The 23,049-nt window shown below is 68.1% G+C and carries 26 protein-coding genes and 1 pseudogene; 8 read left to right on the forward strand and 19 right to left on the reverse strand.

From position 1 onward, the window contains the following. Positions 1-246: pseudogene (locus KUG41_RS00680) on the reverse strand (phycocyanin subunit beta); the annotation flags it as partial. Between the two features lie 125 nt (positions 247-371). On the opposite strand from KUG41_RS00680, the gene KUG41_RS00685 reads away from it, so the two are divergent. The 3 genes from KUG41_RS00685 (at position 372) to KUG41_RS00695 (ending at position 2,571) form a co-directional block, all read left to right on the forward strand. Then, a complete protein-coding gene (locus tag KUG41_RS00685; protein ID WP_371733983.1) occupies positions 372-1,658 on the forward strand; it encodes a glutathione S-transferase family protein in 1,287 nt (428 codons plus the stop codon). A 95-nt stretch (positions 1,659-1,753) separates the two neighbouring features. Beyond that, complete coding sequence (locus tag KUG41_RS00690) at positions 1,754-2,251, forward strand: DUF2808 domain-containing protein (RefSeq protein ID WP_254216697.1); 498 nt, start codon at positions 1,754-1,756, stop codon at positions 2,249-2,251. Positions 2,252-2,292: 41 nt separating this feature from the next. Further along, positions 2,293-2,571, forward strand: coding sequence for a DUF427 domain-containing protein (locus KUG41_RS00695; protein ID WP_216900066.1), 279 nt, complete (start codon positions 2,293-2,295; stop codon positions 2,569-2,571). A gap of 54 nt (positions 2,572-2,625) precedes the next feature. Here KUG41_RS00695 and KUG41_RS00700 read toward each other — a convergent pair whose 3' ends face one another. The 4 genes from KUG41_RS00700 to KUG41_RS00715 form a co-directional block, all read right to left on the reverse strand. Then, positions 2,626-2,880 (reverse strand): hypothetical protein, encoded by a 255-nt coding sequence (locus KUG41_RS00700; protein ID WP_371733984.1) that lies wholly within the window; start codon positions 2,878-2,880, stop codon positions 2,626-2,628. An 82-nt stretch (positions 2,881-2,962) separates the two neighbouring features. After that, on the reverse strand, positions 2,963-4,141 hold the full coding sequence (locus tag KUG41_RS00705) for an NAD(P)/FAD-dependent oxidoreductase (protein ID WP_216900068.1): 1,179 nt from the start codon (positions 4,139-4,141) through the stop codon (positions 2,963-2,965). Further along, a complete protein-coding gene (locus KUG41_RS00710) occupies positions 4,138-4,557 on the reverse strand; it encodes a tellurite resistance TerB family protein (protein ID WP_216900070.1) in 420 nt (139 codons plus the stop codon). Before KUG41_RS00710 ends, KUG41_RS00705 begins: the two co-directional genes overlap by 4 nt. Positions 4,558-4,689: 132 nt before the next feature. Then, positions 4,690-4,950: a DUF3136 domain-containing protein gene (locus tag KUG41_RS00715; RefSeq protein ID WP_216900072.1), complete on the reverse strand. Its 261-nt coding sequence runs from the start codon at positions 4,948-4,950 to the stop codon at positions 4,690-4,692. Between the two features lie 224 nt (positions 4,951-5,174). On the opposite strand from KUG41_RS00715, the gene KUG41_RS00720 reads away from it, so the two are divergent. Then, positions 5,175-5,354 carry a hypothetical protein gene (locus tag KUG41_RS00720; RefSeq protein WP_216900074.1) on the forward strand — a complete coding sequence of 60 codons (180 nt, stop codon included), beginning with the start codon at positions 5,175-5,177 and terminating at the stop codon, positions 5,352-5,354. A gap of 145 nt (positions 5,355-5,499) precedes the next feature. On the opposite strand, the gene KUG41_RS00725 is transcribed toward KUG41_RS00720, so the two are convergent. The 7 genes from KUG41_RS00725 to KUG41_RS00755 form a co-directional block, all read right to left on the reverse strand. After that, entirely contained in the window at positions 5,500-6,312 is an 813-nt protein-coding gene (locus KUG41_RS00725; RefSeq protein WP_216900076.1) for a TIGR01458 family HAD-type hydrolase, read from the reverse strand. A gap of 29 nt (positions 6,313-6,341) precedes the next feature. Next, positions 6,342-8,510, reverse strand: a complete 2,169-nt coding sequence (locus KUG41_RS00730) for a glutamine synthetase III (RefSeq protein WP_216900078.1) — start codon at positions 8,508-8,510, stop codon at positions 6,342-6,344. A 105-nt stretch (positions 8,511-8,615) separates the two neighbouring features. Beyond that, positions 8,616-9,044, reverse strand: coding sequence for a Hepatitis C virus core protein (locus KUG41_RS00735; RefSeq protein ID WP_216900080.1), 429 nt, complete (start codon positions 9,042-9,044; stop codon positions 8,616-8,618). Positions 9,045-9,069: 25 nt separating this feature from the next. Continuing rightward, positions 9,070-9,435: a hypothetical protein gene (locus KUG41_RS00740; RefSeq protein WP_216900082.1), complete on the reverse strand. Its 366-nt coding sequence runs from the start codon at positions 9,433-9,435 to the stop codon at positions 9,070-9,072. 70 nt (positions 9,436-9,505) lie between these two features. Further along, entirely contained in the window at positions 9,506-10,243 is a 738-nt protein-coding gene (locus tag KUG41_RS00745) for a pirin-like bicupin family protein (RefSeq protein ID WP_216900084.1), read from the reverse strand. Positions 10,244-10,252: 9 nt separating this feature from the next. Further along, a complete protein-coding gene (locus tag KUG41_RS00750) occupies positions 10,253-10,771 on the reverse strand; it encodes an NADPH-dependent FMN reductase (RefSeq protein WP_216900086.1) in 519 nt (172 codons plus the stop codon). A 1-nt stretch (position 10,772) separates the two neighbouring features. Continuing rightward, a complete protein-coding gene (locus tag KUG41_RS00755; RefSeq protein WP_216900088.1) occupies positions 10,773-11,840 on the reverse strand; it encodes an alkene reductase in 1,068 nt (355 codons plus the stop codon). A 122-nt stretch (positions 11,841-11,962) separates the two neighbouring features. Between KUG41_RS00755 and KUG41_RS00760 the strand changes: the two genes are divergently transcribed. Then, on the forward strand, positions 11,963-12,319 hold the full coding sequence (locus KUG41_RS00760; RefSeq protein WP_254216699.1) for a helix-turn-helix domain-containing protein: 357 nt from the start codon (positions 11,963-11,965) through the stop codon (positions 12,317-12,319). Here the strand turns inward: KUG41_RS00760 and KUG41_RS00765 are convergent. After that, positions 12,228-14,231, reverse strand: coding sequence for a glycosyltransferase (locus KUG41_RS00765; protein WP_216900090.1), 2,004 nt, complete (start codon positions 14,229-14,231; stop codon positions 12,228-12,230). The two genes, KUG41_RS00760 and KUG41_RS00765, sit on opposite strands and share 92 nt — an antisense overlap. 117 nt (positions 14,232-14,348) lie before the next feature. Here KUG41_RS00765 and arsS point away from each other — a divergent pair, with 117 nt between their 5' ends. Continuing rightward, a complete protein-coding gene (arsS, locus tag KUG41_RS00770; RefSeq protein ID WP_254216700.1) occupies positions 14,349-15,326 on the forward strand; it encodes an arsenosugar biosynthesis radical SAM (seleno)protein ArsS in 978 nt (325 codons plus the stop codon). Positions 15,327-15,813: 487 nt separating this feature from the next. On the opposite strand, the gene glnT is transcribed toward arsS, so the two are convergent. From glnT to KUG41_RS00785, 3 genes are read right to left on the reverse strand one after another with little or no spacing between them, the layout of a single operon-like run. Then, positions 15,814-17,061: a type III glutamate--ammonia ligase gene (gene glnT / locus KUG41_RS00775; RefSeq protein ID WP_216900092.1), complete on the reverse strand. Its 1,248-nt coding sequence runs from the start codon at positions 17,059-17,061 to the stop codon at positions 15,814-15,816. Between the two features lie 58 nt (positions 17,062-17,119). Further along, positions 17,120-18,151: an alpha/beta fold hydrolase gene (locus tag KUG41_RS00780; protein ID WP_216900094.1), complete on the reverse strand. Its 1,032-nt coding sequence runs from the start codon at positions 18,149-18,151 to the stop codon at positions 17,120-17,122. A 24-nt stretch (positions 18,152-18,175) separates the two neighbouring features. Continuing rightward, complete coding sequence (locus tag KUG41_RS00785) at positions 18,176-19,159, reverse strand: fatty acid desaturase (RefSeq protein ID WP_371733985.1); 984 nt, start codon at positions 19,157-19,159, stop codon at positions 18,176-18,178. Between the two features lie 167 nt (positions 19,160-19,326). Between KUG41_RS00785 and KUG41_RS00790 the strand changes: the two genes are divergently transcribed. Further along, positions 19,327-20,187 carry a sugar phosphate isomerase/epimerase gene (locus tag KUG41_RS00790; RefSeq protein ID WP_216900098.1) on the forward strand — a complete coding sequence of 287 codons (861 nt, stop codon included), beginning with the start codon at positions 19,327-19,329 and terminating at the stop codon, positions 20,185-20,187. Positions 20,188-20,200: 13 nt separating this feature from the next. Continuing rightward, on the forward strand, positions 20,201-20,446 hold the full coding sequence (locus KUG41_RS00795; RefSeq protein ID WP_254216701.1) for a hypothetical protein: 246 nt from the start codon (positions 20,201-20,203) through the stop codon (positions 20,444-20,446). Here KUG41_RS00795 and KUG41_RS00800 read toward each other — a convergent pair. Genes KUG41_RS00800 through KUG41_RS00810 form a run of 3 tightly spaced genes read right to left on the reverse strand, consistent with a single transcriptional unit; the run spans position 20,410 to position 23,044 of the window. Further along, complete coding sequence (locus tag KUG41_RS00800; protein WP_216900100.1) at positions 20,410-21,483, reverse strand: aromatic ring-hydroxylating dioxygenase subunit alpha; 1,074 nt, start codon at positions 21,481-21,483, stop codon at positions 20,410-20,412. The two genes, KUG41_RS00795 and KUG41_RS00800, sit on opposite strands and share 37 nt — an antisense overlap. An 11-nt stretch (positions 21,484-21,494) precedes the next feature. After that, on the reverse strand, positions 21,495-22,262 hold the full coding sequence (locus KUG41_RS00805; protein ID WP_216900102.1) for an ABC transporter ATP-binding protein: 768 nt from the start codon (positions 22,260-22,262) through the stop codon (positions 21,495-21,497). Between the two features lie 5 nt (positions 22,263-22,267). Beyond that, positions 22,268-23,044 (reverse strand): ABC transporter permease, encoded by a 777-nt coding sequence (locus KUG41_RS00810; protein ID WP_216900104.1) that lies wholly within the window; start codon positions 23,042-23,044, stop codon positions 22,268-22,270. Between the last annotated feature and the right edge of the window lie 5 nt (positions 23,045-23,049).

The raw sequence follows: 23,049 nt of genomic DNA on the forward strand, positions 1-23,049 counted from the left end.
GCAGGCGGCCATGCGGCGATGGGTGTAGGCGTTGCCGCCGGGGGCGATCAGAGCGGGCTGCTGATCGAAGAGATCGCGGGCCGCGTTGGTGACGATCCTGGAGGCGCTGGAGGTGATGCGGTTGACGGTGTCCATCCGCTTGTTGCTCTCGGCAACCATCGCTGCCAGGGCATCGATCTGCCCAGGACTGAGGAATTCGCCGCGGGCATCGGCCTGGGCCACGAGCTTGGTGAAGGCGTCAAACATGGAAGCGAAGGTCTCGCGAAAGGTCCGGTTTCCCGACCATAGATTGCCGCTCCACGGCGGCGCGAGCCCGGCTGGCGAAGGAAAGCTGAAGGGTTTCCTAGGCTGGAATTCCCCGGTTTCGGTTCATGGCCGGCCTCGCACCCGCACCATTCAGGCCCATGGACTGGTGGGAGCTGGAACCGCTGGGGGCGCCACCGGACCCTGACCCGATGGGAGGTCCTGCCAGCGCCCGGGCGCTGCTGCGACTGTTCGGCCATTCCGAACGGGATGTCCGGGTGACGCTCTACCGCGACCACCACGCCTGGTGCCCCTATTGCCAGAAGGTGTGGCTTTGGCTTGAAGAGCGGCGGGTGCCCTACCGGGTTCGCAAGGTGACGATGTTCTGCTACGGGCAGAAGGAGTCCTGGTACACGGATCTGGTACGTGGCGGCATGCTGCCTGCCCTGGAGCTTGACGGTCGCCTGATCACCGAGAGCGATCAGATCCTCGAGGAACTTGAGCGGGCCTTCGGTTCCCTGGGGCCGGGGATGACCGATCCCGCCGTGCTGCCCCTGCGTCAGCTGGAGCGGCAGTTGTTCCGAGCCTGGTGCCAGTGGCTTTGCGTGCCCAGCCGCGATGGCTCGCAAGAGAGCAGCGGCAGGGCGGGCTTCGACCGTTTCGCCGAACGTTTCGGCCTGGCCCTCGTCGCTGATCCTGGGCCGTTCCTGCTGGGGGAGCTGAGTTCGGCGGATCTGATCTTCGTGCCCTATGTCGAGCGGATGTCGGCGAGCCTGGCCTACTACAAGGGCTATCTGCTGCGAGAGCGCCATCCCGCCATCGATCGCTGGTTCGCCGCCCTGGAGAGACGCTCCACCTATCTGGGCACCCAGAGCGATTTCCATACCCACGCCCACGACCTGCCCCCCCAGATGGGGGGCTGCCACGCCAGCGGCAGCCAGGAGCAACGGCACCTGGCGGGGCGGATCGACAGCGGGCCCTGGCCCATCCTCGGCCCGGAGCGGCCCGATCCGGAAACCAGCCAGAGCGCACCCGAGGACGCGGCCTCTGTTGCTCTTGCCAGGGTTGTGAAGCACCGGGCCGTTCTTCTGGCCCGCAATCCCCTGGGCCCGGATGGCATGGATCGGCCGCTGCGCTGTGCCCTGACCCAGCTGATCTCCGGTCGGTCTTGCCCTCCCCCCGCCGGATCGGCCGCGGGTCTGCGCTATCTGCGCGACCGCATCAGCGTGCCGAGGGACATGCCTCTGCATTCCGCCAGGTCACTGCGCAGCGCTCTGGAGCGAACCGCTGGCCTCGATCCGGCTGATCCGATGGCATCGGGCGAACCGATCCCATGGCGCCACCGGCGGGATCAGGATCCGGCCCCGTTCCTGGCGACCCCGACCCCTTCCCCCCCGAGAGGATCCTCCAGATGAACCACGCTGTATCGGTCGGCCTGCGGTTTGGCGAGCGCCTTGGTCGGCGCAGGGCCTGGGGCTGGAAGCTGCCGCTCCTGGCCCTGGCTATTCACATGGGCACAGCCGCTCCCGTCGCTGCCCTCGAGGTGGGAGGCACCACGCGGTTCGTCCGCGCCCCCTGGAAGGTGGAACTCACCAGCTACACCACCAATGTGGGCCAGATCCCTGCGGAGTACTTCTTCACGCTCCGCCTCGATCCAGACGCCGGCGCCGCGCTCGGAACCCTGACGATCCAGCAGATCCGTGGAGCCGACTGGCAGTTCCCTTTCTCAGTGGATCGCACCCGCGCCTTTCTCGGGGTCCCCCGCCGCGAGGGGACGCCAGTCCGTGTCCAGGCCAGCTTCGATGCCGCGGCCCGACGTTTCAACCTTCTGTTCCCGGAGCCCGTTCTCCCCGGGCAGACCATCACGGTCTCCCTCCGCCCGTGGGCCAACCCCTCCCAGGCGGACACCTACCTGTTTCAGGTGGTGGCTTTTCCTGCCGGCCCCGCTCCTGTCGCCAGTCCGGTGGGGGTGGGCACCCTGAGGATCTATCAGCCCACCGACCGGTAGGCCCGGGGACGCCAGAATGGAAACCCTCGGATTTGAAAACGATGCAGGCCAGTTGGAATGGACAGGTGGTCGCCAGCAGCGATGACATCGTCACGGTGGAGGGAAATGCCTATTTCCCGGCTGAATCGCTCGATCTCAGCTGCATCCGGGAATCGAGCCATCGCTCGGTCTGCGGATGGAAGGGCGAAGCCCACTACTACGACCTGGTCGTGAACGACCAGGTGAATGCCAACGCCGTCTGGTTCTACCCCGAGCCCAAGCAGGCCGCGGACAACATTCGGGGCCGGGTGGCGTTCTGGAAGGGAGTGAAAGTGAGCTGAAGTGACCGGGGAGCCCGGGGCAGTGGTGGTTCCGGCCCCAGGGGAGGGGAGGCTTCAGGTGCCCGGATGACGCAGGGTGCGCCATTCGCCGCTGAGGGTGCTCACCTCCACCCCGATGCCCACGGGCCCCTGGACCGGACCGAACTCCTCCTGCCACCAGTGCAACGCCTCGCTCCAGGCGGCATCCAGGGACTCGTAGAGGTCGTCAAGGACCGGATGGGGGTTTCCCTGCAGGTCCACCAGGCGGTAGGTGCGGCAGGCCGTGGGTGCCTTACGGCTGCGTGAGGACAGAGGTAAGGAGATCGCCACGGCTTGCCTCGCAGACAGATCTTCCATTGTGGGCCCTGTGCCAGATCAGAACTGTCACCTTCACGACATCTTCCGGTGTCGCTCAGGTGGAACCACCCCCGGAAGGCCTGCTGCCCGGGGGGCGTTTCCGTCCCGTGCGATGGCTGACCTGCCGGCTGCGCTCCTGGTAGCGGTGCACCACGGGCAGCCGCTCCTGCTCGTAGGCCTGCAGCGCCTGCCCCAGGGAGGTGGCGGCGCCGGGGGCGAGCCGTGCCGCCAGGGCCACCGCATCCTCCAGACCTGCTGTCATGCCCCGGGCCTGAGAGGAACTCATGGCATGGGCGGCATCACCGATCAGGGCCACCCGGCCCCCTGCCAGAGCGCGGAGGGGGTCGATGTCAAATGACCAGTTGGCCACCACGCACTGCGGCGGTGTGGCGGCGATGATCGCGGCCGCATCGGCCGGCAGTTTGGCAAGCGCATCGGCCGGGACCCCCTCGTCCAGCAACTGCCGCCGCCGATCGCGATCCTCCGGCAGTTCCTCCTCCTGGAAGAAGCCCCAGTGGGTCAGCTCCCTGCCCTCGGCGTCGCTGCCCAGATCAAAGAAGTTGGCGTAGATGCCCCGTCCGCGGGCATAGACGAAGAAATCACCGTCGCGGCAGAAGCTCCCATCCGCAACCACCCCCCGCCATACCCGATCTCCCAGGTAGCGAAGTCGCCGCTCCGGGCAGAGCAGGGGGGCCACCTGGGAGAAGATCCCGTCAGCTCCCACCAGCAGATCACCCGTCCATTCCCTGCCCTCGGAGAAGCGGGCGTGGACGCCCTCATCGTTCTGGCACCAGTCGACGAGCGCGTGATCGCCATGGAAACAGGCGGGATCGAGATGGCGCCAGAGAGCATCGAGAATGGCGCGGCGGTGGATCAGCAGAGACGGCAGATCTCCCGCTTCCCGTTCGGCGGGGCTGGCTTCGATCAGATCGCCCCGCAGGTTGCGGAAGACGAACCGCTGCACGGGATGGCCGCCGGCCAGCAGATCGTTGAGCAGCCCAGGGATGGCTGCGGCCGCGATGGCCTCAACGCCGCTTTTCACCAGGAGGATGCCGCAGCCTTCGGTGCGCAATTGCGGAGAGCGCTCGAACAGAGACACCCGGTGACCCTGGTGCTGCAGGATCAGGGCGAGCAGCAGTCCGGAACTTCCGGCACCCACCACGGCGATACGCAGTCCTGCAGGGGGGAGGGGCGTGTCGGCCAACAGCGGCTGCTGCACCTCCGCGGGGATCATGCGCTCACGGCAGACTCCAGGATGCTGGCATGGAGGATATCCATCACCTCCAGAACCTTGGCGGTTTCCTCCTGGTCCAGACGAAGGGTGGTAGCCAGGTCGGCAAGGATCGTCTGCTCCTGCTCCTGCAGCGGCCCGTCGGAGCGCATGATCTCGGCGGCCACGGCGTAGGCCGTGTGCCGTTGGCGGTCATCAAGCACCGCCGCCGCTTCCTCCATCAGGCCGATCGCCCCCTTGGCCCGCAGAGCCTGGAGCAGGGTGTCCATCAGGGAGATCATCTCCTTGTCGCCCCGGCCCTTGTAAGGGGCGCGGTAATCGAGGGCATGCCGGAGAGCCCGGGTGCCCGCCATGGTGAGGGCCCCGTCCCAGGAGACCGCAGCGAGCGCGACAGCAGCGAAGGCCGTTGGTGCGTCCATGGACTCCATCGTCAGTAACAGAAGATCCCGTCATCGTCCCGTGACGGGGTGCTTGTCAGTGGCCGATGTGACCGAATCCAGGACACATCACCCTTCGGAGCCAGCATCCCAGCCTGGGCTTGGGGACTTTCCTCAGCGTGTCCCGCCAGCGCCGGCGCGTCTCTCCCGGCACAGCTGCAGGTAGAGGGCATCCGGTTCCAGATAGCGGGCCGGCCGGCAGTCGTGCAGAAGGGCCAGCTGCTTCCAGCACACCGTCCGTTGGACGTTCTTGAGACTCTTCCCTTCCCGGACCAGCATCCTCATGGCCCGGCAGTAGGAGCCGTAATGGTCTTCCAGGTCCCGCAGATCGGGGGGCGGCTCCGCGGGGGAGAGCGGGTCGGTGGAGAGACTCATGGATTGACTTCAGCACTGACCAGCGCGGGGCGACTGTGCTGAAGGGAACCAAGCGTCCAGAACTTTGCAGCAGATCCTGCGGATTCAGGTGCCCGTGGCACCCTGAAGATTCGTTGCCCCCCGGCCCGATGGTGGAAAGGCCCGCCCGGGGATGGGTACGTTGATCGAAAGGGTGCCGGATGCCCAGGGGCCCGTGCTCACGCCCGCTTCCCTCCCATCGGTCCATGCAACTGCAGCTCGATGCCATCAACCTGATGCTCAGGGATCTGGGAGTACCTGACCACGCCCTGCTGCATCGGGCCGCCTTCCGTGGCTGCACCTGCGAACTGGCCGATCTTCGCGCCGAACTGATCGCCTACCTCCGGCAGCGCCGCGAGCGTCTCCGCAGCGGGGAGGACGCCTGAATCCCTGGCGGGACGCTCTTGCCCGGCGTCAACCGTCCCCTGGCTGCGGCACCAGATCAGACGGATCGCCTCCCCCTGCCCTGCCGGTGCAGGACTTCCGGCCGCCTCGAGGGTTGCCGGCGGGGGGCATGACCGAGCGGGATCCTCATTCTGGAGCGGCTGAGGGCGGCAGCCGCGGCGCTGGAGAACTCCACACGCTGTCGTCCAGGTCCGGCCAGGCCGCGATGGAAGCGATCACCAGCCCGCCCTGCGGCAGCCGTTCCTCGTCACCGGGACGGAACTTGCCGGTGCGCACCAGCACCCCTCGCAGCCCCCTGGCCATGGCCCCGGCCACATCCGCTTCCACGTCGTCCCCGACCATCAGGCAGTCCCCCGCTGGCAGCCCGGTGGAGGCCACCAGCTCATCGAAGAACGCGGCGGATGGCTTCCCCATCACCAGGGCTTCGGTTCCCGCGGCCCATTCAATGGCGGTGAGGAAGGCCCCCGCATCAAGCATCCAGCGGCCTCCCTCACGGAAGCAGCGGTTGCGGCCGATGCCGATCAGGGGTTTGCCCTGCTGCACCAGCTGGAACACCCGGTTGAGGGCCCCGTAGGTGAGCCGGTCCCTGGCATCGCCGAGCACCACGCAATCGGGATCCTCGGCAGATCCCTGGGGCAGCTTCAGGTCGGCGAAGAGGTCCTCGATCGCCGGATGCACCAGGGCATGGGGGTGCCAGCCGCGCCGCTGCAGGTAGCTGCGGGCGGCCAGGGGGGCGGTGAACAGCTCCCCTGAGCCGACCGAAAATCCCATCCGCTCCAGATCCGCCCGCAGGTCCTCCTGGGAACGGGTGGCCGTGTTGGTGACGAAACGAAGCAGGTGGCCCCGGCGTCGTGCCGAGGCCACCGCCTCCACGGCCCCGGGAAACGGGGTGCCGTCCTCGAACAGCACCCCATTGAGGTCGAGCAGCAGGGCCGTCATGGCTGCCGATCCTCAGGGGGCTCCGGTGCTCACCGGATGAAGAGCATCTCCTGGTAGGAGGGCAGGGGCCAGAGGTTGTCGTCCACCAGGGCCTCGAGGCCATCGACCGCTTCCCGCAGCTGGTGCATCAGGGGAACCAGGGTGTCGGAGGAGTAGCGCATGTGGGCCATGGTGCCGTGGGGCGCATTGCCGATGGCGCTCTCCAGGGTGCCGCTGAGCTCCATCAGCTTGGCGCTGAGGGAGGCCACCTTCGACTGGGTTTCCGGGGACACCTGCAGACCCATGGTGCTCTGCAGCTGGAGGGAACTGGCCAGTTCACCCAGATAGCGCATGGCGGCCGGATAGATCTGGGTCTGGGCGATCTGGACGGCCAGCTTGGCCTCCACATCGATGGCCAGGACGTACTGCTCGGCGTAGACCTCGAAGCGGCTTTCCAGCTCCAGGGGGCTGAGCACGCCGGTGCGGGAGAAGAGATCCCTCACGTCGGGACGCTGCAGCACCGGCAGGGAATCGGCGGTGGTGGGCAGGTTTTCGAGGCCCCGCTCCTCCACGGCCATGCGGTGCCACTCGCTGGAGTAGCCGTCGCCGCCAAAGACCACGTTGCCGTGGTCGGTCATGATCTGCTTGAGCACCGAGAAGCAGGCGCTCTGGAGGCTTTCTCCAGCCCCCATTTTCTGCTCCAGCTGGTCGGCCATGTAGGCAAGGGAATCGGCCAGGATCGTGTTCATGGCCACCAGAGGACCCGCCACGGACTGGTTGGAGCCGACGGCCCGGAACTCGAAGCGGTTGCCGGTGAAGGCGAAGGGGGAGGTGCGGTTGCGGTCGCCGGGATCCTTGGGGAATTCCGGCAGGGTGTCGACGCCGAGCTTCATCACGCCGGCGTGGGCGGAGCCGGTCACGTCCCCGTCCTTGATCTGCCGGAACACGTCCTCCAACTGGCTGCCCAGGTAGACGGAGATGATCGCCGGCGGAGCTTCGTTGGCCCCGAGGCGGTGATCGTTTCCGGCGGTGGCCACCACGGCACGCATCAGCGGGCCGTACTTATGCACCCCACGGATGACGGCTCCGCAGAACATCAGGAACTGCATGTTCTCGTGGGGGGTGTTGCCGGGATCCAGCAGGTTGCCCTGGGTGGGATTGCCCACCGACCAGTTGACGTGCTTCCCGGAGCCGTTGATGCCCTCGAAGGGTTTCTCATGCAGCAGGCAATTCATGCCATGGCGACGGGCCGTGGACTTGAGGATGGTCATCGTGAGCTGCTGGTGGTCCGTGGCCACGTTGGCCGCCTCGAAGAACGGGGCGATCTCGAACTGACCCGGAGCCACTTCGTTGTGACGCGTCTTGGCGGGGATGCCCAGCTTGTACATCTGGCGCTCCACGTCCTGCATGAACACCTGAACCCGCTGGGGGATGGCGCCGAAGTAATGGTCGTCGAACTGCTGCCCCTTGGCGGAGGGCTTGCCGAACAGGGTGCGTCCCGCCAGCAGCAGGTCGGGACGCAGGGGCACGTAGGCGCTGTCGATCAGGAAGTACTCCTGCTCGGCCCCGCAGCTGGAGTTGACCGGAGCCACCTCGGTTTCACCCATCAGCTTCAACAGGCGCTGGGCCTGTTTGTTCATCGCCGCGTTGGAGCGCAGCAGGGGGGTCTTCTTGTCGAGGGCCTCGCCGGTCCAGGAGATGAAGACCGTGGGGATACAGAGAGTGAGACCGTTGGGGGTCTCCATCAGAAAGGCGGGGCTGGTGATGTCCCAGGCGGTGTATCCCCGGGCCTCGAAGGTGGTGCGGATACCGCCGCTGGGGAACGAGGAGCCGTCGGGCTCGCCCTGCACCAGCACCTTGCCGGTGAATTCAGTGATCACCGAGCCGTCGCCCTGGACGGAGATGAAACCGTCGTGCTTTTCGGCGGTGGCGTTGGTCAGGGGATAGAAGACGTGGGCGTAATAGAGGGCGCCACGGCTGGTGGCCCATTCCTTCATCGCCTGAGCCACCACGTTGGCCACCGAGACATCAAGCTTGCCGCTTTCCTTGATGGTGCGCTGCACCGACTTGAAGATGTCCTTCGGCAGGGCCGCCTTCATCTTGGCCAGGCTGAACACATCGCTGGCCCAGAGCTCATCGAGGGACTCGATGGGGGGCGTCGCCACCGGAGGACGTTGGTGAATCTCCTGAAGGGCGGCGAAGCGTTGGGGGCTGGGCATTGGATCAGCTTGGATCGGCTGCCGGGTATCCAATCCTTGTGCCCGGCCCCATGGGTGGAGCCGTTGATACAGAACGCCAGGTTGGCCGGTGGTCTCCGCCGGCCCTCAGCGCAGGTAGGCGCGGATGGCTGGACGGCACCAGAACACCAGGGCGGCCACGGTCAGGACCCAGGTCAGAGGGGCGCCCACGGCCAGCAGGGTCCTCCCTTCGCTCACCAGCACGAGCCGCACGATGCCGTAGGCCAGCTCGATCGCCAGGCCCATCGCCAGGGCGACGATGGCCAGGATCTGGCCCCAGAGGCGCCACTGCAGCAGGGCGATGCAGGCCACCACGCCCAGGGCCACCGTGGGCAACAGGGCGCTGGTGTACACCGTGATGTTGGCGGTCCGCCAGATGCCGTCGCGCAGGATCAGCAGCAGACCCACCGGCAGGGCCAGCACATTGACCGCGAGGCCGGTCCATGCCAGGACGCGGTAGCCGCGGGGTGGCTGCAGCTCCGCAAGGGCGGCGGGGGTGGCCGATAGCGTGGGCATGGGGTCCATTCTCCCAGTTCTGCTTTCAATCGCGGTCCGGGAGGGCCCCGTCCCGGTCGGATCGAAACACCAGATCAAGGTCGGGCATCACCTGGGCGGCGATCGCCACCAGGCTCCCGAACCGTTCCTTGGTCTGGGGGGCGCCAGCTCCCATGGCCTCCCGGCTCATCAGCACCAGTTCCAGTACGGGACCATCGGCCTTGGCCTGCACGTCGGCGATCAACCGCAGCCGCAGCGTCTCATGCTCCCCTCGCACCATGGCGCTCAGGTGAGCGGGAGAGCGGTGCTCCACCTCGGCGCCGAACCGGTCGATCAGGGGCTCGAGCCGCCCGATGAGCTCGCGGGGAGTCAGCGGTGAGCGGGGCCTGAAGAGCAACAGGAAGCGGGCCATGACGTCGGGCTGCTGCCCCCATCCTGGGGCCGTTTCCGGGTTGCGCATCCCCTGAGGCGGTCCCGGACGCTCAACGCAGTTCGAACAGCAGCAGATCGGCTCCGTTCTCGCCGGCCTCAAAGGTCTCGCCGGGCCCGGCGGGAAAGCCCACGCCATCCCCCCGCTCCAGGGGGCGGCCGAAGGCTGTCCCCTGGCCGTCGATCAGCTGCAGCCAGCCCCTGGCATCGGAGGCGATCCCCAACGCCAGCCGATCCCCGGCGGCGGGGCGTGCCCGCCAGAGCCGTATCGGACGGTTGATGGCCAGGGCGCCCCTCTCGCCGTCCGGATCCAGCAGCGGGGTCCAGTCGGCCTGCAGCTGGAAGGGCTCCTGGCGATAGGCAGGGGGAAAGCCGTCCCGACTGGGTTCGATCCAGATCTGCAGCAGTCGGCAGGCCCGCTCGCCCAGATTCATCTCGCTGTGGACCACGCCCGTGCCGGCGCTCATCGCCTGCACCTCTCCCTCCCGCAGCACCTCGCTGTGGCCCATCGAATCGCGATGGTTGAGCTGGCCCTCCACCATCACCGTGACGATCTCCATGTCCCGGTGGGGATGCATGCCGAATCCGCGGCCGGCGGCGATGGTGTCGTCGTTGATCACCCGCAGCGGGCCGAATCCCATCCAGGCGGGATCGTGATGATGGGAGAAGGAGAAGCTGTGCCAGCTGTCCAGCCAGTCGAGGCGGCTGTGGAAACGCTCGGCGGCGGGCCTCACCACCAGAGAGGTCTCTGGACGGTCGTCAAAGAGGGGGGAGGAAGACGTCAGGGTCATGGGAAAGGTTCAGGTGTGGATCGGCTGCATGTGCTGGAGGCGGCGGACGATGTCATCGATGCTGCTGTCCTTGGCCGGGTTGTTGCGGTTGCTGGTGAGCTGGCGTCCCACCACATGGGCCCCCAGATGGGCCAGCTGGATGCGCAGCACGGTCATCACCTCGACGCCCGGACCGCCGGAGTGGGTGGCGATCGCGATCGGTCGGCCGTTGAACAGGCTGCGGAACCCATCCCCCTGCACCGACAGCCAGGCGATGGCGCTGGTCAGCACCGGGGGAAGGGAGCCGTTGTATTCCGGGGCGCAGATCACCCAGCGAGGGGAAGCCTCCAGCCGTTGGCTGAGGTTCGCCACTTCCGCGGGTACTCCGGACTCGGCATGGGTGCGGGGGTTGTAGAGGGGCAGGGAGAGGGTGGTGAGGTCCAGGACCTCCGCCTCCATGCCCCGGGCCCGGCCGGCGGCGGCGAAGCGTTCCGCAAGCTTGAGGTTTTCGCCGTTGCTGGCACTGAGCACGAGCAGATCGGGGGGCATGTCAGGCGGCCTCCAGGAAGGGGTAGTCGGTGTAGCCGGCGGGGCCGGCGGAGTAGTAGGTGGCCGGGTCGGGCTCCTGCAGGGGGGCGCCACGGCGGATCCGCTCGGGCAGATCGGGATTGGCCAGGAAGGCGTTGCCGAAGGCCACGGCATCCAGGTCGCCGGCGCTGATGGCAGCGTCCGCTTCGGCGGCGGTGTACCCCATGTTGGCCACCAGCACCCCGGTGAACCGTGCCCGGATCGGGGTGAGCAGATCACCCTGCTGCCGGCCCAGGAAGTCGCCCCGCATGACGTGGAGGTAGGCCAGCCCCGTGCCTTCCAGGCGCTCGGCGAGCCAGGTCGCCAGGCCGATCGGGTCACTGTCCTCCATGGCGTTGTAGCTGTTCAGCGGCGAGATGCGCAGGCCCACCAGGTCCGCCTCCTGGCGCACGGCGCCGAGAACCTCCAGCAGCAGCCGGGCCCGGTTGGCGATCGGTCCGCCGTAGGGACCGCCGCGCCGGTTGCTGCCGTCCCGCAGGAAGGAATCCAGCAGGTAGCCATTGGCACCGTGCACTTCCACTCCGTCGAAGCCGGCGGCCATGGCGTTGCGGGCGGCCGATCGGAAGCCCGCAACGATTCCAGGCAGCTCCTCGTCGGCCAGCTCCCGGGGCACCACATAGGGCTTCTTCCCCTCGGGGGTGTGCACGTCGTCGCCGGTGATGGCGATCGGGCTCGGTGCCACCGGCTGACGGCCGTCGTTGAGCAGGGGGTGGCAGGCCCGGCCGCCGTGCCAGAGCTGCAGCACGATGCGGCCTCCAGCCCCGTGCACCGCTTCGGTGGTGAGTTTCCAGCCCTCCACCTGGGCCGGCGAGTGGATGCCCGGCTCTTTCCAGAAGGCCGAGTGGCCCTCCATCACCATCGTGGCCTCGGCGATCAGCAGGCCGGCGCCGGTCCTCTGCCGGTAGTAGGCCGCCATCAGCGCGCCGGGCACGTGGTCCGGTTCGGCGCGGCAGCGGGTCAGGGGTGCCATCAGCACCCGGTTGGGCAGTTCGAGCTCGCCCAGGGTCAGGGGGGTGAACAGGTCGGTCATGGGAAAGGACCCGGCGGATGTCCCTAAGGTCGTGAAGCGACTCTGACCGAATCGCCTCGACCCTGACAAGAACGCACCGACTTGTGCCTGGGGCACCTGGCGGTAACCCCCGGGCTCCTCGCTTGACTGCCTTCCTCGATGAACCCCAGGGCCCTGGAGGCCCCCAGCACTGCCCGGCGGAACTGGCCCTTCAGGTCATGCGCGGTCGCTGGAAGGTACTGATCGTGCGGGAACTCATTGCCGGCACCCGCCGGTTCTCCGCCCTGAAGCGTTCCCTGGCGGGGGTGAGCCACAAGGTGCTTACGGCCCAGTTGCGTGAGCTGGAGACCGATGGCGTCGTGGAGCGCCGCGTGTTCGCCCAGGTGCCGCCGCGGGTCGATTACGACCTCACCGAGCGGGGTCGGGCACTGCTGCCGCTGCTGGAAGGTCTGCATGCCTGGGGAGCGGCAGGGCAGCCAGCGGCGGAAGCTGGGGAATGAGGCTGCGGCGGAACCAGCCCTCCGGCCGGATCCGCTGGAGCAGTCGCAGCAGCACCAGGGGCAGGGTGCGGAGCTCGGACGGGGCCCGGATGGTGGGCCAGAGGCCTTCGCGCCGGTAGAGCAGGGCATCGAGCCGGTCCCGTTGCAGCGGCGTGAGCGGCCCCCAGACCCCGCCGACGGCACCGGCGCCCTGGGCCATCGGCACGAAGGGCAGCGGCAGATCCGGGAGCACTCCCTCCACGGTGAGACCCTCCGCTGAGGCCAGGGACTCCCCGTCAGCACCGCTTTCCAGGTTCAGCTCGGCCCCTGCGGCGCTGATGGCCCGCAGCCGCGCCCTCTGGCGGACCCCCCGGTGCTGGAGGTGGACCGGCAGGGCCAGGGCGAACCAGGGAACCCCGTCATACCCCGGGCGGTCCCAGCAGCTGCGGATCGCCAGCAGCAGCAGCATCCCGTTGAGCAGGCTCCAGCCCAGCACCACCCCGACGGTGGCCGCCGAGACCGGCAGGGCCACCCCCTGGCCGGCCAGCAGCGGCAGCCGGCCCGGTGCCAGGTTCCACAGCGCCAGCAGCTGCAGACCCAGCAGCACCAGCAGGGGCAACAGCAGCCCGGGGTCGGGGCCGGCCGGTCCGGCACCCACCACCGCTTTCGGAGTCACCCGGAAGCGTCGCGGCCGACCCAGGGCGGTGCTGATCACGGCGGCACAGATCGGCAGCTGGAAGATCCAGCGGTACAGCTCCGGCAGGATCGCCGTGCGGGCATGGCCGCTCAGCCAGCGGGTGAGCAGCAGCTGGCTGAGAAAGAAGGGCATCGCCACGGTGAGCAGCGCCTCCCCCCCGATCAGGATCGGGGCGATCCCCAGCAGGCCCAGGCTGAGCGGGGTGCAGAGCAGCACCAGCTGGGCCGGGAAGCTGAACCAGTGCAGGATGCCCTCGCTGTAGGCCAACCGTTGCAGGAGGCTCAGACCGGTGATCGAGAGGGGGCTGGCCCCCGTGCGCAGGGTCTGGAGGGAGCCGCTGCCCCAGCGGCAGCGTTGCCGGGCCATGGCGGCTGCCGTGAATGGCGCCAGGCCCGCGCTCAGCTTCTCCGTCAGGTAATGGTTGCGGTAACCGGCCGCGGCGATGCGGATGCCGGTGGCCAGGTCCTCGGAAGGGGTGGCGGTCTCGAAGCCCCCCACCCGGTCGAGGGCCTCGCGCCGCATCACGAAGGAGGTGCCGGCGCAGACCACCGCGTTCAGGTTCTGGCGGGTGGGCTGGATCCAGCGGTAGAAGCTTTCCTCGTCGGGCAGCAGCCAGCGCTCCAGGCGCAGGTTGCGGATCACCGGATCGGCGTTCATGTAGCTCTGGGGCGTCTGGACGAAGCCCACGGCCGGATCGCGGAAGAAACCCACGGTTCGGGTCAGGAAGGGGCGCAGGGGCACGACGTCGGCATCGAACACCGCCACCAGGGCGCCCCGGCAGTGGTCCAGAGCGTGGTTGAGGTTGCCGGCCTTGGCATGGCGGCGCTCGCTTCGGGCCAGATAGCGGCAGCCAAGGCGATGGCAGAGCGTCTCCAGTTCCGGGCGGGCGCCGTCGTCGAGCAGCCAGACCGTCAGATCCGGATAGTCCATCGCCAGGCAGCCCCGCAGGCAACGTTCCACCAGCTCCAGGGGTTCCCCACAGGTGGGCACGAGCACGTCCACCGGTGGGGCAGGGTCGGGGACCGGGCAGGCGGGAGGCACAGGCCGTTCCGGCAGCAAAGTGAACCACAGCTGCAGGAAGTAGCCAGCCAGGAGCACCAGCTCCGCCGCCAGGGTCAGCAGGCTCAGTGTCGCCGCCAGAGGGCTGGCCAGGTTGAGGCTCGCGCCCATGCGCCAGACCAGGTAGCGGATCCCCAGCAGAGTCAGCAGCAGCACCGCCCAGGGCAAGCGCGTCATGGTCTGTCTCTGAATGTGAAGAAAAACCTTAGGCAGGTTCCATGGTCCATCGGTTCCCATCCCAGCCACGCCGGCAGTGTTGATCGCCCAGACTCCCCTCCAGCGCATCGCCTGGGCATGACGGAAGTGATGGTGGGGCCCCAGGCCCCGGCACGGTCTTTTCCCTCCCTGCATCGGGAGGGACTGGTCACCCTGCAGGTGAATCTGGGCTACCGCTGCAATCAATCGTGCAGCCATTGCCATGTGAATGCCGGGCCCACCCGCACCGAGACCATGGATGCGGCCACCCTGGCCCTGATTCCTCCGGTGCTCGAGGCCCGCGCGATCCGAAGCCTCGATCTCACCGGGGGAGCCCCGGAGCTCCATGACGGATTCCGCGATCTGGTGCGGACCGTCCGTGCCATGGGCGTGACGGTGATCGACCGCTGTAATCTCACGATTCTCTCGGAACCCGGCCAGGAGGATCTGGCGGCGTTCCTGGCCGAGCAGGGGGTCACGGTGGTGGCTTCCCTTCCCTGCTATCTGGCCGAGAATGTCGACCGGCAGCGGGGATCAGGTGTCTTCGCCCGCAGCATGGAGGGCCTCCGGAGTCTCAATGCCCTCGGCTACGCCCAGCCGGGCTCCGCACTGGAACTGGATCTGGTCTTCAACCCCCAGGGCCCGGCACTGCCGCCCGACCAGTCGGCCCTCGAAGCGGACTACCGCCGCTTCCTCCAGGCGGAACACGGAGTGGTGTTCAACCGGCTCTATGCGCTGGCCAACATGCCCATCCAGCGCTTCGCCCAGGTGCTGCGCAGCACCGGTGAGCTGGAGGGCTACCTGCAGTTGCTGCGCCGCAGCCACCGTGACGCCAACCTGCCCCATGTGATGTGTCGCCAGCTGATCAGCGTTGACTGGCAGGGGAGATTGTTCGACTGCGATTTCAACCAGCAGCTCGGCCTGCCGGCAGCCTGGCCCGGCCATCGAGCGGGGGGTGGGGCCTGCCTGGCCGATCTGCTGCATGTCGATCCCTCCGGAGCCCCCATCCAGGTGGCCTCCCACTGTTTCGGCTGCACCGCCGGCAGCGGCTCGAGCTGCGCCGGTTCCCTGAACTGAGAACGGACGCGGGGCAGCGGCCATGAAAAAGCCCGGATCCCCAGGGGGGGCCGGGCTTCGTGACATGGGTTTCAGTTCTGCTGACTTTCGGCCCCTTCAGGGACCAGTGATGGGTGATGCGGAAGCCAGCCGGGGAGGCCGGTTCCGTCATGGACGCGCCATCGAAGAAACGTCAGCGATTCTGTGGATCTTCGCGGATCCCTGGTGACTGGTTTCGGAGTCGGAGCTGCGGAGGGAGGCACCTGGGGCCTGGGTTTCCAGGGAGAGGTTTCCATGAACCCGTGGGCACCTGGAACGATGCATCGGGTGATCTGCGTGAGACCGGGAAACCGGGAATAGGAACAAGACTGTTGGAGCAGGGGCCTGCAGTCAACAAACTCCTGACGACTGACCGGGTGGTGTGTCTTCCATCGCTGGAGCCTCCTGGTTGCTGGGATCACTCTCCTGCCACCGGCCCTCCATGGCCATAGGCATTCGTGCCCGACTTTCAGTCGTCGCTGCGCTCGCCGATCAGGGCCTCGTAGGCCCTGCAGAAGTCTTCGCCCAGGGCCTCCCGCAGGGGTTCGTCATGGCGGAAGGCCTCCAGGGCATCCGCCTGACTGGTGGGCAAGGCTCTGGCCCCCACCGGCGGCTCGATGTAGGTGTTGACATCGCTGCGGGTTCCGGGCTCCAGACCACGCGCGATGCCGTCGAGGCCCGCCGCCAGGACGGCGGCCTGGAGCAGGTAGGGATTGGCGGCGCCGTCGCCGAGGCGTAGCTCGATCCGCTGGTCGTCGGGGATGCGGACCATGTGGGTGCGGTTGTTGCCGCCGTAGCTGATCCAGGAGGGTGACCAGGTGGCCCCCGACGTGGTGACCGAGCGGGCCAGCCGCCGGTAGCTGCCGGCCACCGGATTGGTGAGCGCGCACAGGGCGGGCGCGTGGGCCAGCAGCCCGGCCAGGAAGCGGTAGGCCAGTTCCGACAGTCCCTTCTCCCCGGAGGGGTCGTGGAACAGATTGCGCCCCGCCGCATCCCACAGGGAGGCGTGCAGGTGGGCGCCGTTGCCGGTGAGTTCCGGAATCGGTTTGGGCTGGAAGCTGACCCTCACCCCGTGCCGTTCCGCCAGGGCGGCGGCCATCACCCGGAAGAAGGCGTGCCGGTCGGCGGTGACCAGGGCTTCGGCATAGGTCCAGTTGAGTTCGAACTGGCCGTTGGCATCCTCGTGGTCGGCCTGGTACGGGCCCCAGCCGAGGCTTTCCATGCCCTCAAGCAGTTCGCTGATCAGCGGATAGTGCCGCATCAGGGCCAGCTGGTCGTAGCAGGGCTTGGCCTGCCGGTCGAGGCTGTCGGCGATGGTGTCCCGCTCCCGGTCCATCAGGAAGAACTCCGCTTCCACGCCACTGCGGAACTGCAGGCCCATGGCTGCCGCCCTGGCGATCTGACGCTGGAGCACCCGCCGGGGCGACTGCTCCAGCATCTGTCCCTCCACCTGCAGATCGGTGGCCACCCAGGCCACTTTGTGCTGCCAGGGGAGCACCATCAGGCTGGCGGGGTCGGGGATGGCCAGCACGTCCGGGTCGGCGGGCGTCATGTCCAGCCAGGCGGCGAAACCGGCGAAGCCGGCACCGGATCTGGCCAGTTCGGCGGCCGCGGAGGCGGGCACCAGCTTGGCCCGCTGCACGCCGAACAGATCGCAGAAGGAAAACAGGAAGTGGCGGATGCCGTGGGTGGCGGCGTAGCGGGCCAGGTCGGTCATCGGGGCGGGTCGGAGGTGAAAGGGGGTGGCGGAGGGGGGCGGGAGGGCCGCCGGAGGCTCAGATGGTGCAGAGGCGTTCCACTGCGGCCCGCAGCTGTCGCTGCTCGGCCGGAGCGTCCCGGGGATTGCCGGCCCGGTGGCCCAGGTCGGACTCCAGCACTTCGAAATGGGCACCGGGGATCATGGCGGCTTCGGCGGCGCAGTCCTCCGGAGTGAAGTAGAGGTCGTGGCGCCCGGCGATCACGGCGCTGCGGGCCTGGATGCGGCCCAGGGCCCGCGCCAGGTCGGCGTCCGGGTCCCCCGAGGCGATTCCCGCTGCGGCGGCCACGTCGTTGGCCAGCCAGATGTCGAGCATGGCCAGCAGGTCGTGGGGGTCGTGTCGCCGGTAGGCCGGCAGCCAGGCCTGCTCCACATAGGCATCGACGCTGGAATAGCCGAGATCCTGATGGGCGCCGCGGCGGTAGAAGGGCTGGCTCGCGGCCCAGCTGGCGTAGATCAGGGCGAAGGTGCGCAGCCCCTGCTCCGGCACGCCCCGGAAGCGGCTGCCGTCCCAGGCGGGATCTGCTGTGAGCGCCTGGCGCAGGCTGAGCAGGAACACCCGGTTGTGGGGCGTGGTGCGGGCGCTGCCGCAGACGCAGCAGATCCGCCGGGTCCGCTCCGGCTCCAGCACCGCCCAGTGGTAGGCCTGCTGGGCGCCCATCGACCAGCCGTAGATCAGGGCCGGAGAGGTCACTCCGAAGACCTCCTCCAGCAGCCGGAGCTGGGCGGTCACGTTGTCGCGATGGTCGACGGGCCAGCGTCCGCCGGCCAGACCAGGCTCCCCGGTGCTGGGGCTGCTGGAGCGGCCGTTGCCGAACTGGCTCACCAGCACCACGCACCAGCGCGCCGGATCGAGGATCGGGCCCACCACCCAGTCGATGTCCTCGGGCCAGGCGCCGTAGGAACTGGGGTAGAGCACCAGGTTGGAGCGGTCGGCGGCCAGGGTCCCGTAGACCCGGTAATCAAGGCAGGCGCCAGGAAGAATCGCCCCGCTGGCCAGGAGAAGATCTCCCAGGGCGAGGCGGCGAGTTGAGGCGGAGGCGGTCGGCAAGGGAGGGGGGACCGGCGGGGAGCGTCAGGGAAGGGCCAGTCGGGCGGGATTGCCGAGGAAGCTGCGATGCACGGCCAGATAGCCCGGGTCGCAGTGCTCCATGCGGGGCGCCAGATGCGTGTGGGCTTCGGCCAGGGCGTGGAACGGGAGGGAGGGATAGAGGTGGTGTTCCACGTGGTACGGCATCTGCCACATCAGCCAGCGCAGCGGGGCCAGGGTGCGGGTGGTGCGGGTGTTGCTGAGGCCGTCGGTGCTGGTGCTGCAGCCACCGTGTTCGGCCATCAGAACGAAGCGCAGCAGGGGCTGGCCGACGGCGAGGGGCAGCAGCCAGAACCACAGGACGGCGCCATTGCCGTGCCAGAGGGAGGCCACCAGCAGCGCCCCGTAGACGCAGAACTGCAGTCGGAGCGAGCGGGTGACCGCCTCGGTGGCCTCGGCGGGGATGTAGGGCCTGCCGCCGAAATCACCCCGCAGCCCTGCCGCGTGGCCCCGGATCTTGCCGATCCACCAGGGAAGGCCGCTGAGTTCGAGCAGATAGCTCCCGAGGCTGCCGGGGGGGGCGTCCTCAAGCTCCGGATCCAGGCCGGGCTGGTGGGTGTAGCGATGGTGCCACTGGTGGTAGCGGCGGTAGTAGTCGGCGTTGTAGAAGCTCAGCACCCCTGCCCACCAGGCCACCGTGTCGTTGAGGTCCTTGCCGATGAAAGCCGTGCGATGGCCGCACTCGTGCATGGCGCAGAAACCGAAGGCCAGTCCCCAGCCCAGGAGCAGCAGACCGCCCAGCCGCAGGGCCCAGAGACCTGCGCTGGGCATCGAAGGGATGGCCAGCGCCTCCATGGGCGCGCCCCAGAGCACGGCACCGAGCAGCAGCACCGCGCCATGGAAGGCCAGGCGGCGCCAGCCCGGACCGTCGCGCCGCTCGTTCAGCCGGCGCAGCAGGGGACCGGCCAGCAGGGGGGGAGCCGCAGGGGAATCGGTGGCCGGCGGCGCGGAAGGGATGGAGGCGGTCACGGAGGGGCGGCGGATGCTGCGGATTCTGGTCGCCGACCCCACTCTCCCGCTTGGCGTCAGCCCGCCACCGTTCCCTGCGAACATTCACTGTCCAGCCATTCTGGGAGGGCATGGACACCGGCCCCATCCCGCTGCCCGGGAAGAGTGGCAGGCACCGCACTGACCGGATGGCTTCCCTCCTGTTCTTCTCCCTCTGGGGTTTTGAAGGCTCCCTGGCCCTGGCCCTGGAGACGGCCCGCCGGGGCGTCTTCGATGGGCTGGAGCTGAACATCCGCCATCCGGCCCTGCTGGGCGACGGGGACGCCCCCGGACGGCTGCGGGATGCGGGCAGGCCCCTGGTGCTGGAGGTGGTCACCGGCGGCGGCTACGTGCCCGACCTCGCCTGGAGCCCGGCGCAGCATCTGCGTGAGCTCGGCGAACGGCTCGACGCCTGCGCTCCCCTGGATCCCCATCGGGTGACCGTGCTCACGGGCAGCGATGCCTGGCCCTTCGAGCTGCAGCGGGATTTCCTGGCACAGGCCCTGGCGCTGGTGGGCCGCACCGGCCTGGCGGTGAGTTTCGAAACCCATCGCTCCCGCTGCCTGGGCATGCCCTGGACCATTGCTTCCCTGCTGGACGCCCTGCCGGACCTGCGGCTCACGGCCGATCTCAGCCACTGGTGCGTGGTGGCCGAACGGTTGATGACCCCGGATCTGGCACCGGTTCAGGCCATGGCCGACAGGGTCGACCACATCCACGCCCGGGTGGGCCACGCCCAGGGGCCCCAGGTGTCCCATCCCTTCGCGCCCGAGCATGGCGAGGCCCTGGCGGCCCATCTGGCCTGCTGGCGACTGTTCACCGACCGGGCCCTGGAACGTGGGGCACTGCCGCCGAGCTTCACCCCCGAATTCGGTCCGGACGGGTACATGCCCACCCTGCCCTTCACCGACCGGCCGGTGGCCGATCTGCTGGAGATCAACACGGCGATGGCGGACTGGCTGCGGAACACCCTTCGCCGTGCAGACGGAGATAAGATGTGTTCACACTGAACGGACAACTACCGTGATTGACCTCCTTGATCAGCCCGTTGCAGCCGAGGCCGGCGGCGATCAGGTCGTGGACCGCCGGTCTGAGGACCGCTGGACTGAAGTGATTGGCCAGGATGGGGATCCCCGTCGCGCCGCCTTCATCGCCTCCCTGCGGGCCCGTTATGCGGTCGCCGAGCAGCGCCGCGATGCCGATGCCAAGCAGGCCCTGTTCAAGGAGGCCGCCTACCTGGGCATCCGTCCCGAGGCGTACCAGGGCTGAAGCAGCTTCGCGTAAATCGCCTGCTGGTGAAGGATGCGGGCCTCCAGCCGGTGGGGAGGCCCCGTGCGGAAACCCTCCCCGTAGCCCCGCTGGGCTGATTCCACCAAGGCGCGGTCCTCGGCCAGGAAGTGCACCATCTCGGCCATCAGCGCTTCGCCTTCGGGCTGGAGCTCCCGGGGTCCCAGCAGCCACACCTGCATGCGGCAACGGTCGATGGTTTCGGGAACGAACTGGATCATGGCCTGGCGCCCATCGGGCCACAGCAGCAGATGGTTCCAGGGGGGAAGTCCGAAGGTGAGGAATTCCCCTGCTCCGGTAGTCGGTTCGGCCCACGGCGTGGCCAGCACGTTGGCCCAGGCGCCGAAGCGATGGCCGTAGTGCTTCACCGGGCCCTGCAACCGGTGCAGGGTGGTGGGGTGGGCGATGGCGACGTGGTAATCGTCGAGGGTGTTGTCGTGGGCGATTTTCCAGTTGCAGGCCAGGGTTCGCTCGTGAAAGGCCAGGAGCTCCAGGGGGTTCCTCAGGGCTGAGGTGGCTTCCTGCAGGGGCAGATCGAGCTGGTCCTCCAGGGGGATGGGATTCACCCCCGGGGCCACCCAGATCAGGGAGGCAAGCAGCCGGCAGTCGAGATCTTCCAGCGGCCAGGCACTTCGGTCGAAGGGGTCGACGAATTCCGATTCCCGCGCCGCCGCCATGAGCCGGCCTTCGAGGTCGTAGGTCCAGCCGTGATAAGGGCAGACCAGCCTGCGGCAGGCCACGGTGCCCTGGCCCGGCTCCAGGAAGGCCACCGCCCGATGGGGGCAGCGGTTGCGGAAGGCCCGGACGATGCCATCGCTGCCGTGGCAGATGAGCACGGAAAGTCCCAGCACGTCCACGGCCCGCACCTGTCCCACGGGCAGGTCGGCAGCGGCGGCGACGGGGTGCCAGAACCGCGATGCGTAGTGTTTCCGCTCCAGGGCGGCGATGGCTTCGGAGCGGTAGAGCTCCGGCGGCAGGAAGCTGGCCACAGAGGAGGATCTGACTGGGGCGGTCGGCATGGATGGGGGCCTCAGAGCAGGGCGCCGTCCAGGCCGCGCAGGCAGCTGGCCAGCTCCTCCCGCATCTCCAGGAAGGGCTGGGACACCCTCAGGTGGCGCAGATCGGAGCGATCCAGCTGGACGTCGACGGTGTGCACGATCCGACCGGGACGCGGCGCCATGATGTGCACGGTGCCGGAGAGCAGCAGGGCCTCCTCGATGTCGTGGGTGATCAGCAGGGCCGTCAGTCCGGTGCGGCGCCACAGGTCGTGGAGGAATTCCTGCATCGATTCCCTGATCTGCAGATCGAGGGCCCCGAAGGGCTCATCCAGCAGCAGCACCTTGGGCTCGGTGGCAAGGGCCCGGGCGATGGCCACCCGCTGCTGCATCCCGCCGGAGAGTTCCCTGGGCAGACGCCGTCCTGCCTCCGCCAGGCCGACAACGTCGAGGAAGTAGGCGGTGCGTTCGCGGATCTCTGGCTTGGGCCTGCCCTGGAGGCTCATGCCGAAGGCGACATTCTCGGCCGCCGTGAGCCAGGGATAGAGGCTGTACTTCTGGAACACCATGCCGCGGTCGGAGCCGGGGCGACGCACCGGCTGGCCATCGAGCTGGATCGTGCCAGAACTGGGCCGGTCGAGACCGGCGATCAGGCGCATGACAGTGGATTTTCCGGAGCCCGAGCTGCCCACCAGGGCCATGAACTGACCGGACACCAGTTCGAAATTGATGTCATCAAGGACCAGCTTGCTGTCCCTGCCCTCTCCGAAAGTCTTGGAAACCTGAGATACCTGGAGGTGCATGGTGTTCAGTTGGCCCAGGAGCAGGCACGCCGCATCAGAAAGCGGAAGCCCAGATCAATCATCAATCCGATCAGACCGATCACAATCAGGCCCACGAAGATCTCATCGGTGCGCAGGAACCTCTGGGCAAGGCTGATGCGCTTACCCAATCCTTCATTGGCGGCCACCAGTTCGGCCACAATCACCAGGTTCCACGCGGAGGCCATGTTGATCCGGTAGGTATCGAGCACCTGGGGGGCGATGTAGGGGGCAACGACCCGGGTGAGGATCGGCAGACCGCGCCCGCCGAGGGTGAGAGCGGTTTCCACGAGCTCGTGGGGAACGAACTTCACGGAATCCATGATCATCAGGGTATTGAAGAAGAAGGTGCCGATGAAGATCAGCATGACCTTCGGCAGCTCCTCCAGGCCGAAATAGATGATCAGCAGTGGAATGAAGGCCGGTGCTGGCATGTAACGGATCAGGGCCATCAGCGGCTCCAGGAAGCGGCAGATCAACCGGTTCGTCCCCATGGCGATGCCGATCGGCAGGGCCAGCCCGGCGGAGAGGATGAACCCCAGAAAGACCCGCCTGATGCTGGCCACCGCATCGTTCACCAGGATGCCGCCGCGAAACTGGTTGGTTCCCGCTTCCCAGACCGTCCCCGGGCTGGGAAGGAACAGCTTGTCGACCGTGCCGCTGGAGGTGACGATCAGCCATACCAGGAACACCGTGAGAATGCCCAGAGTCCCGAGGACCCAGGGGTGAGAGAAGGAGCGCCGCAGAGCAGGAGACCAGGTCATCGGAT

Source organism: Synechococcus sp. CCY 9618 (assembly GCF_019038415.1).
Classification (GTDB): Bacteria; Cyanobacteriota; Cyanobacteriia; order PCC-6307; family Cyanobiaceae; genus Cyanobium.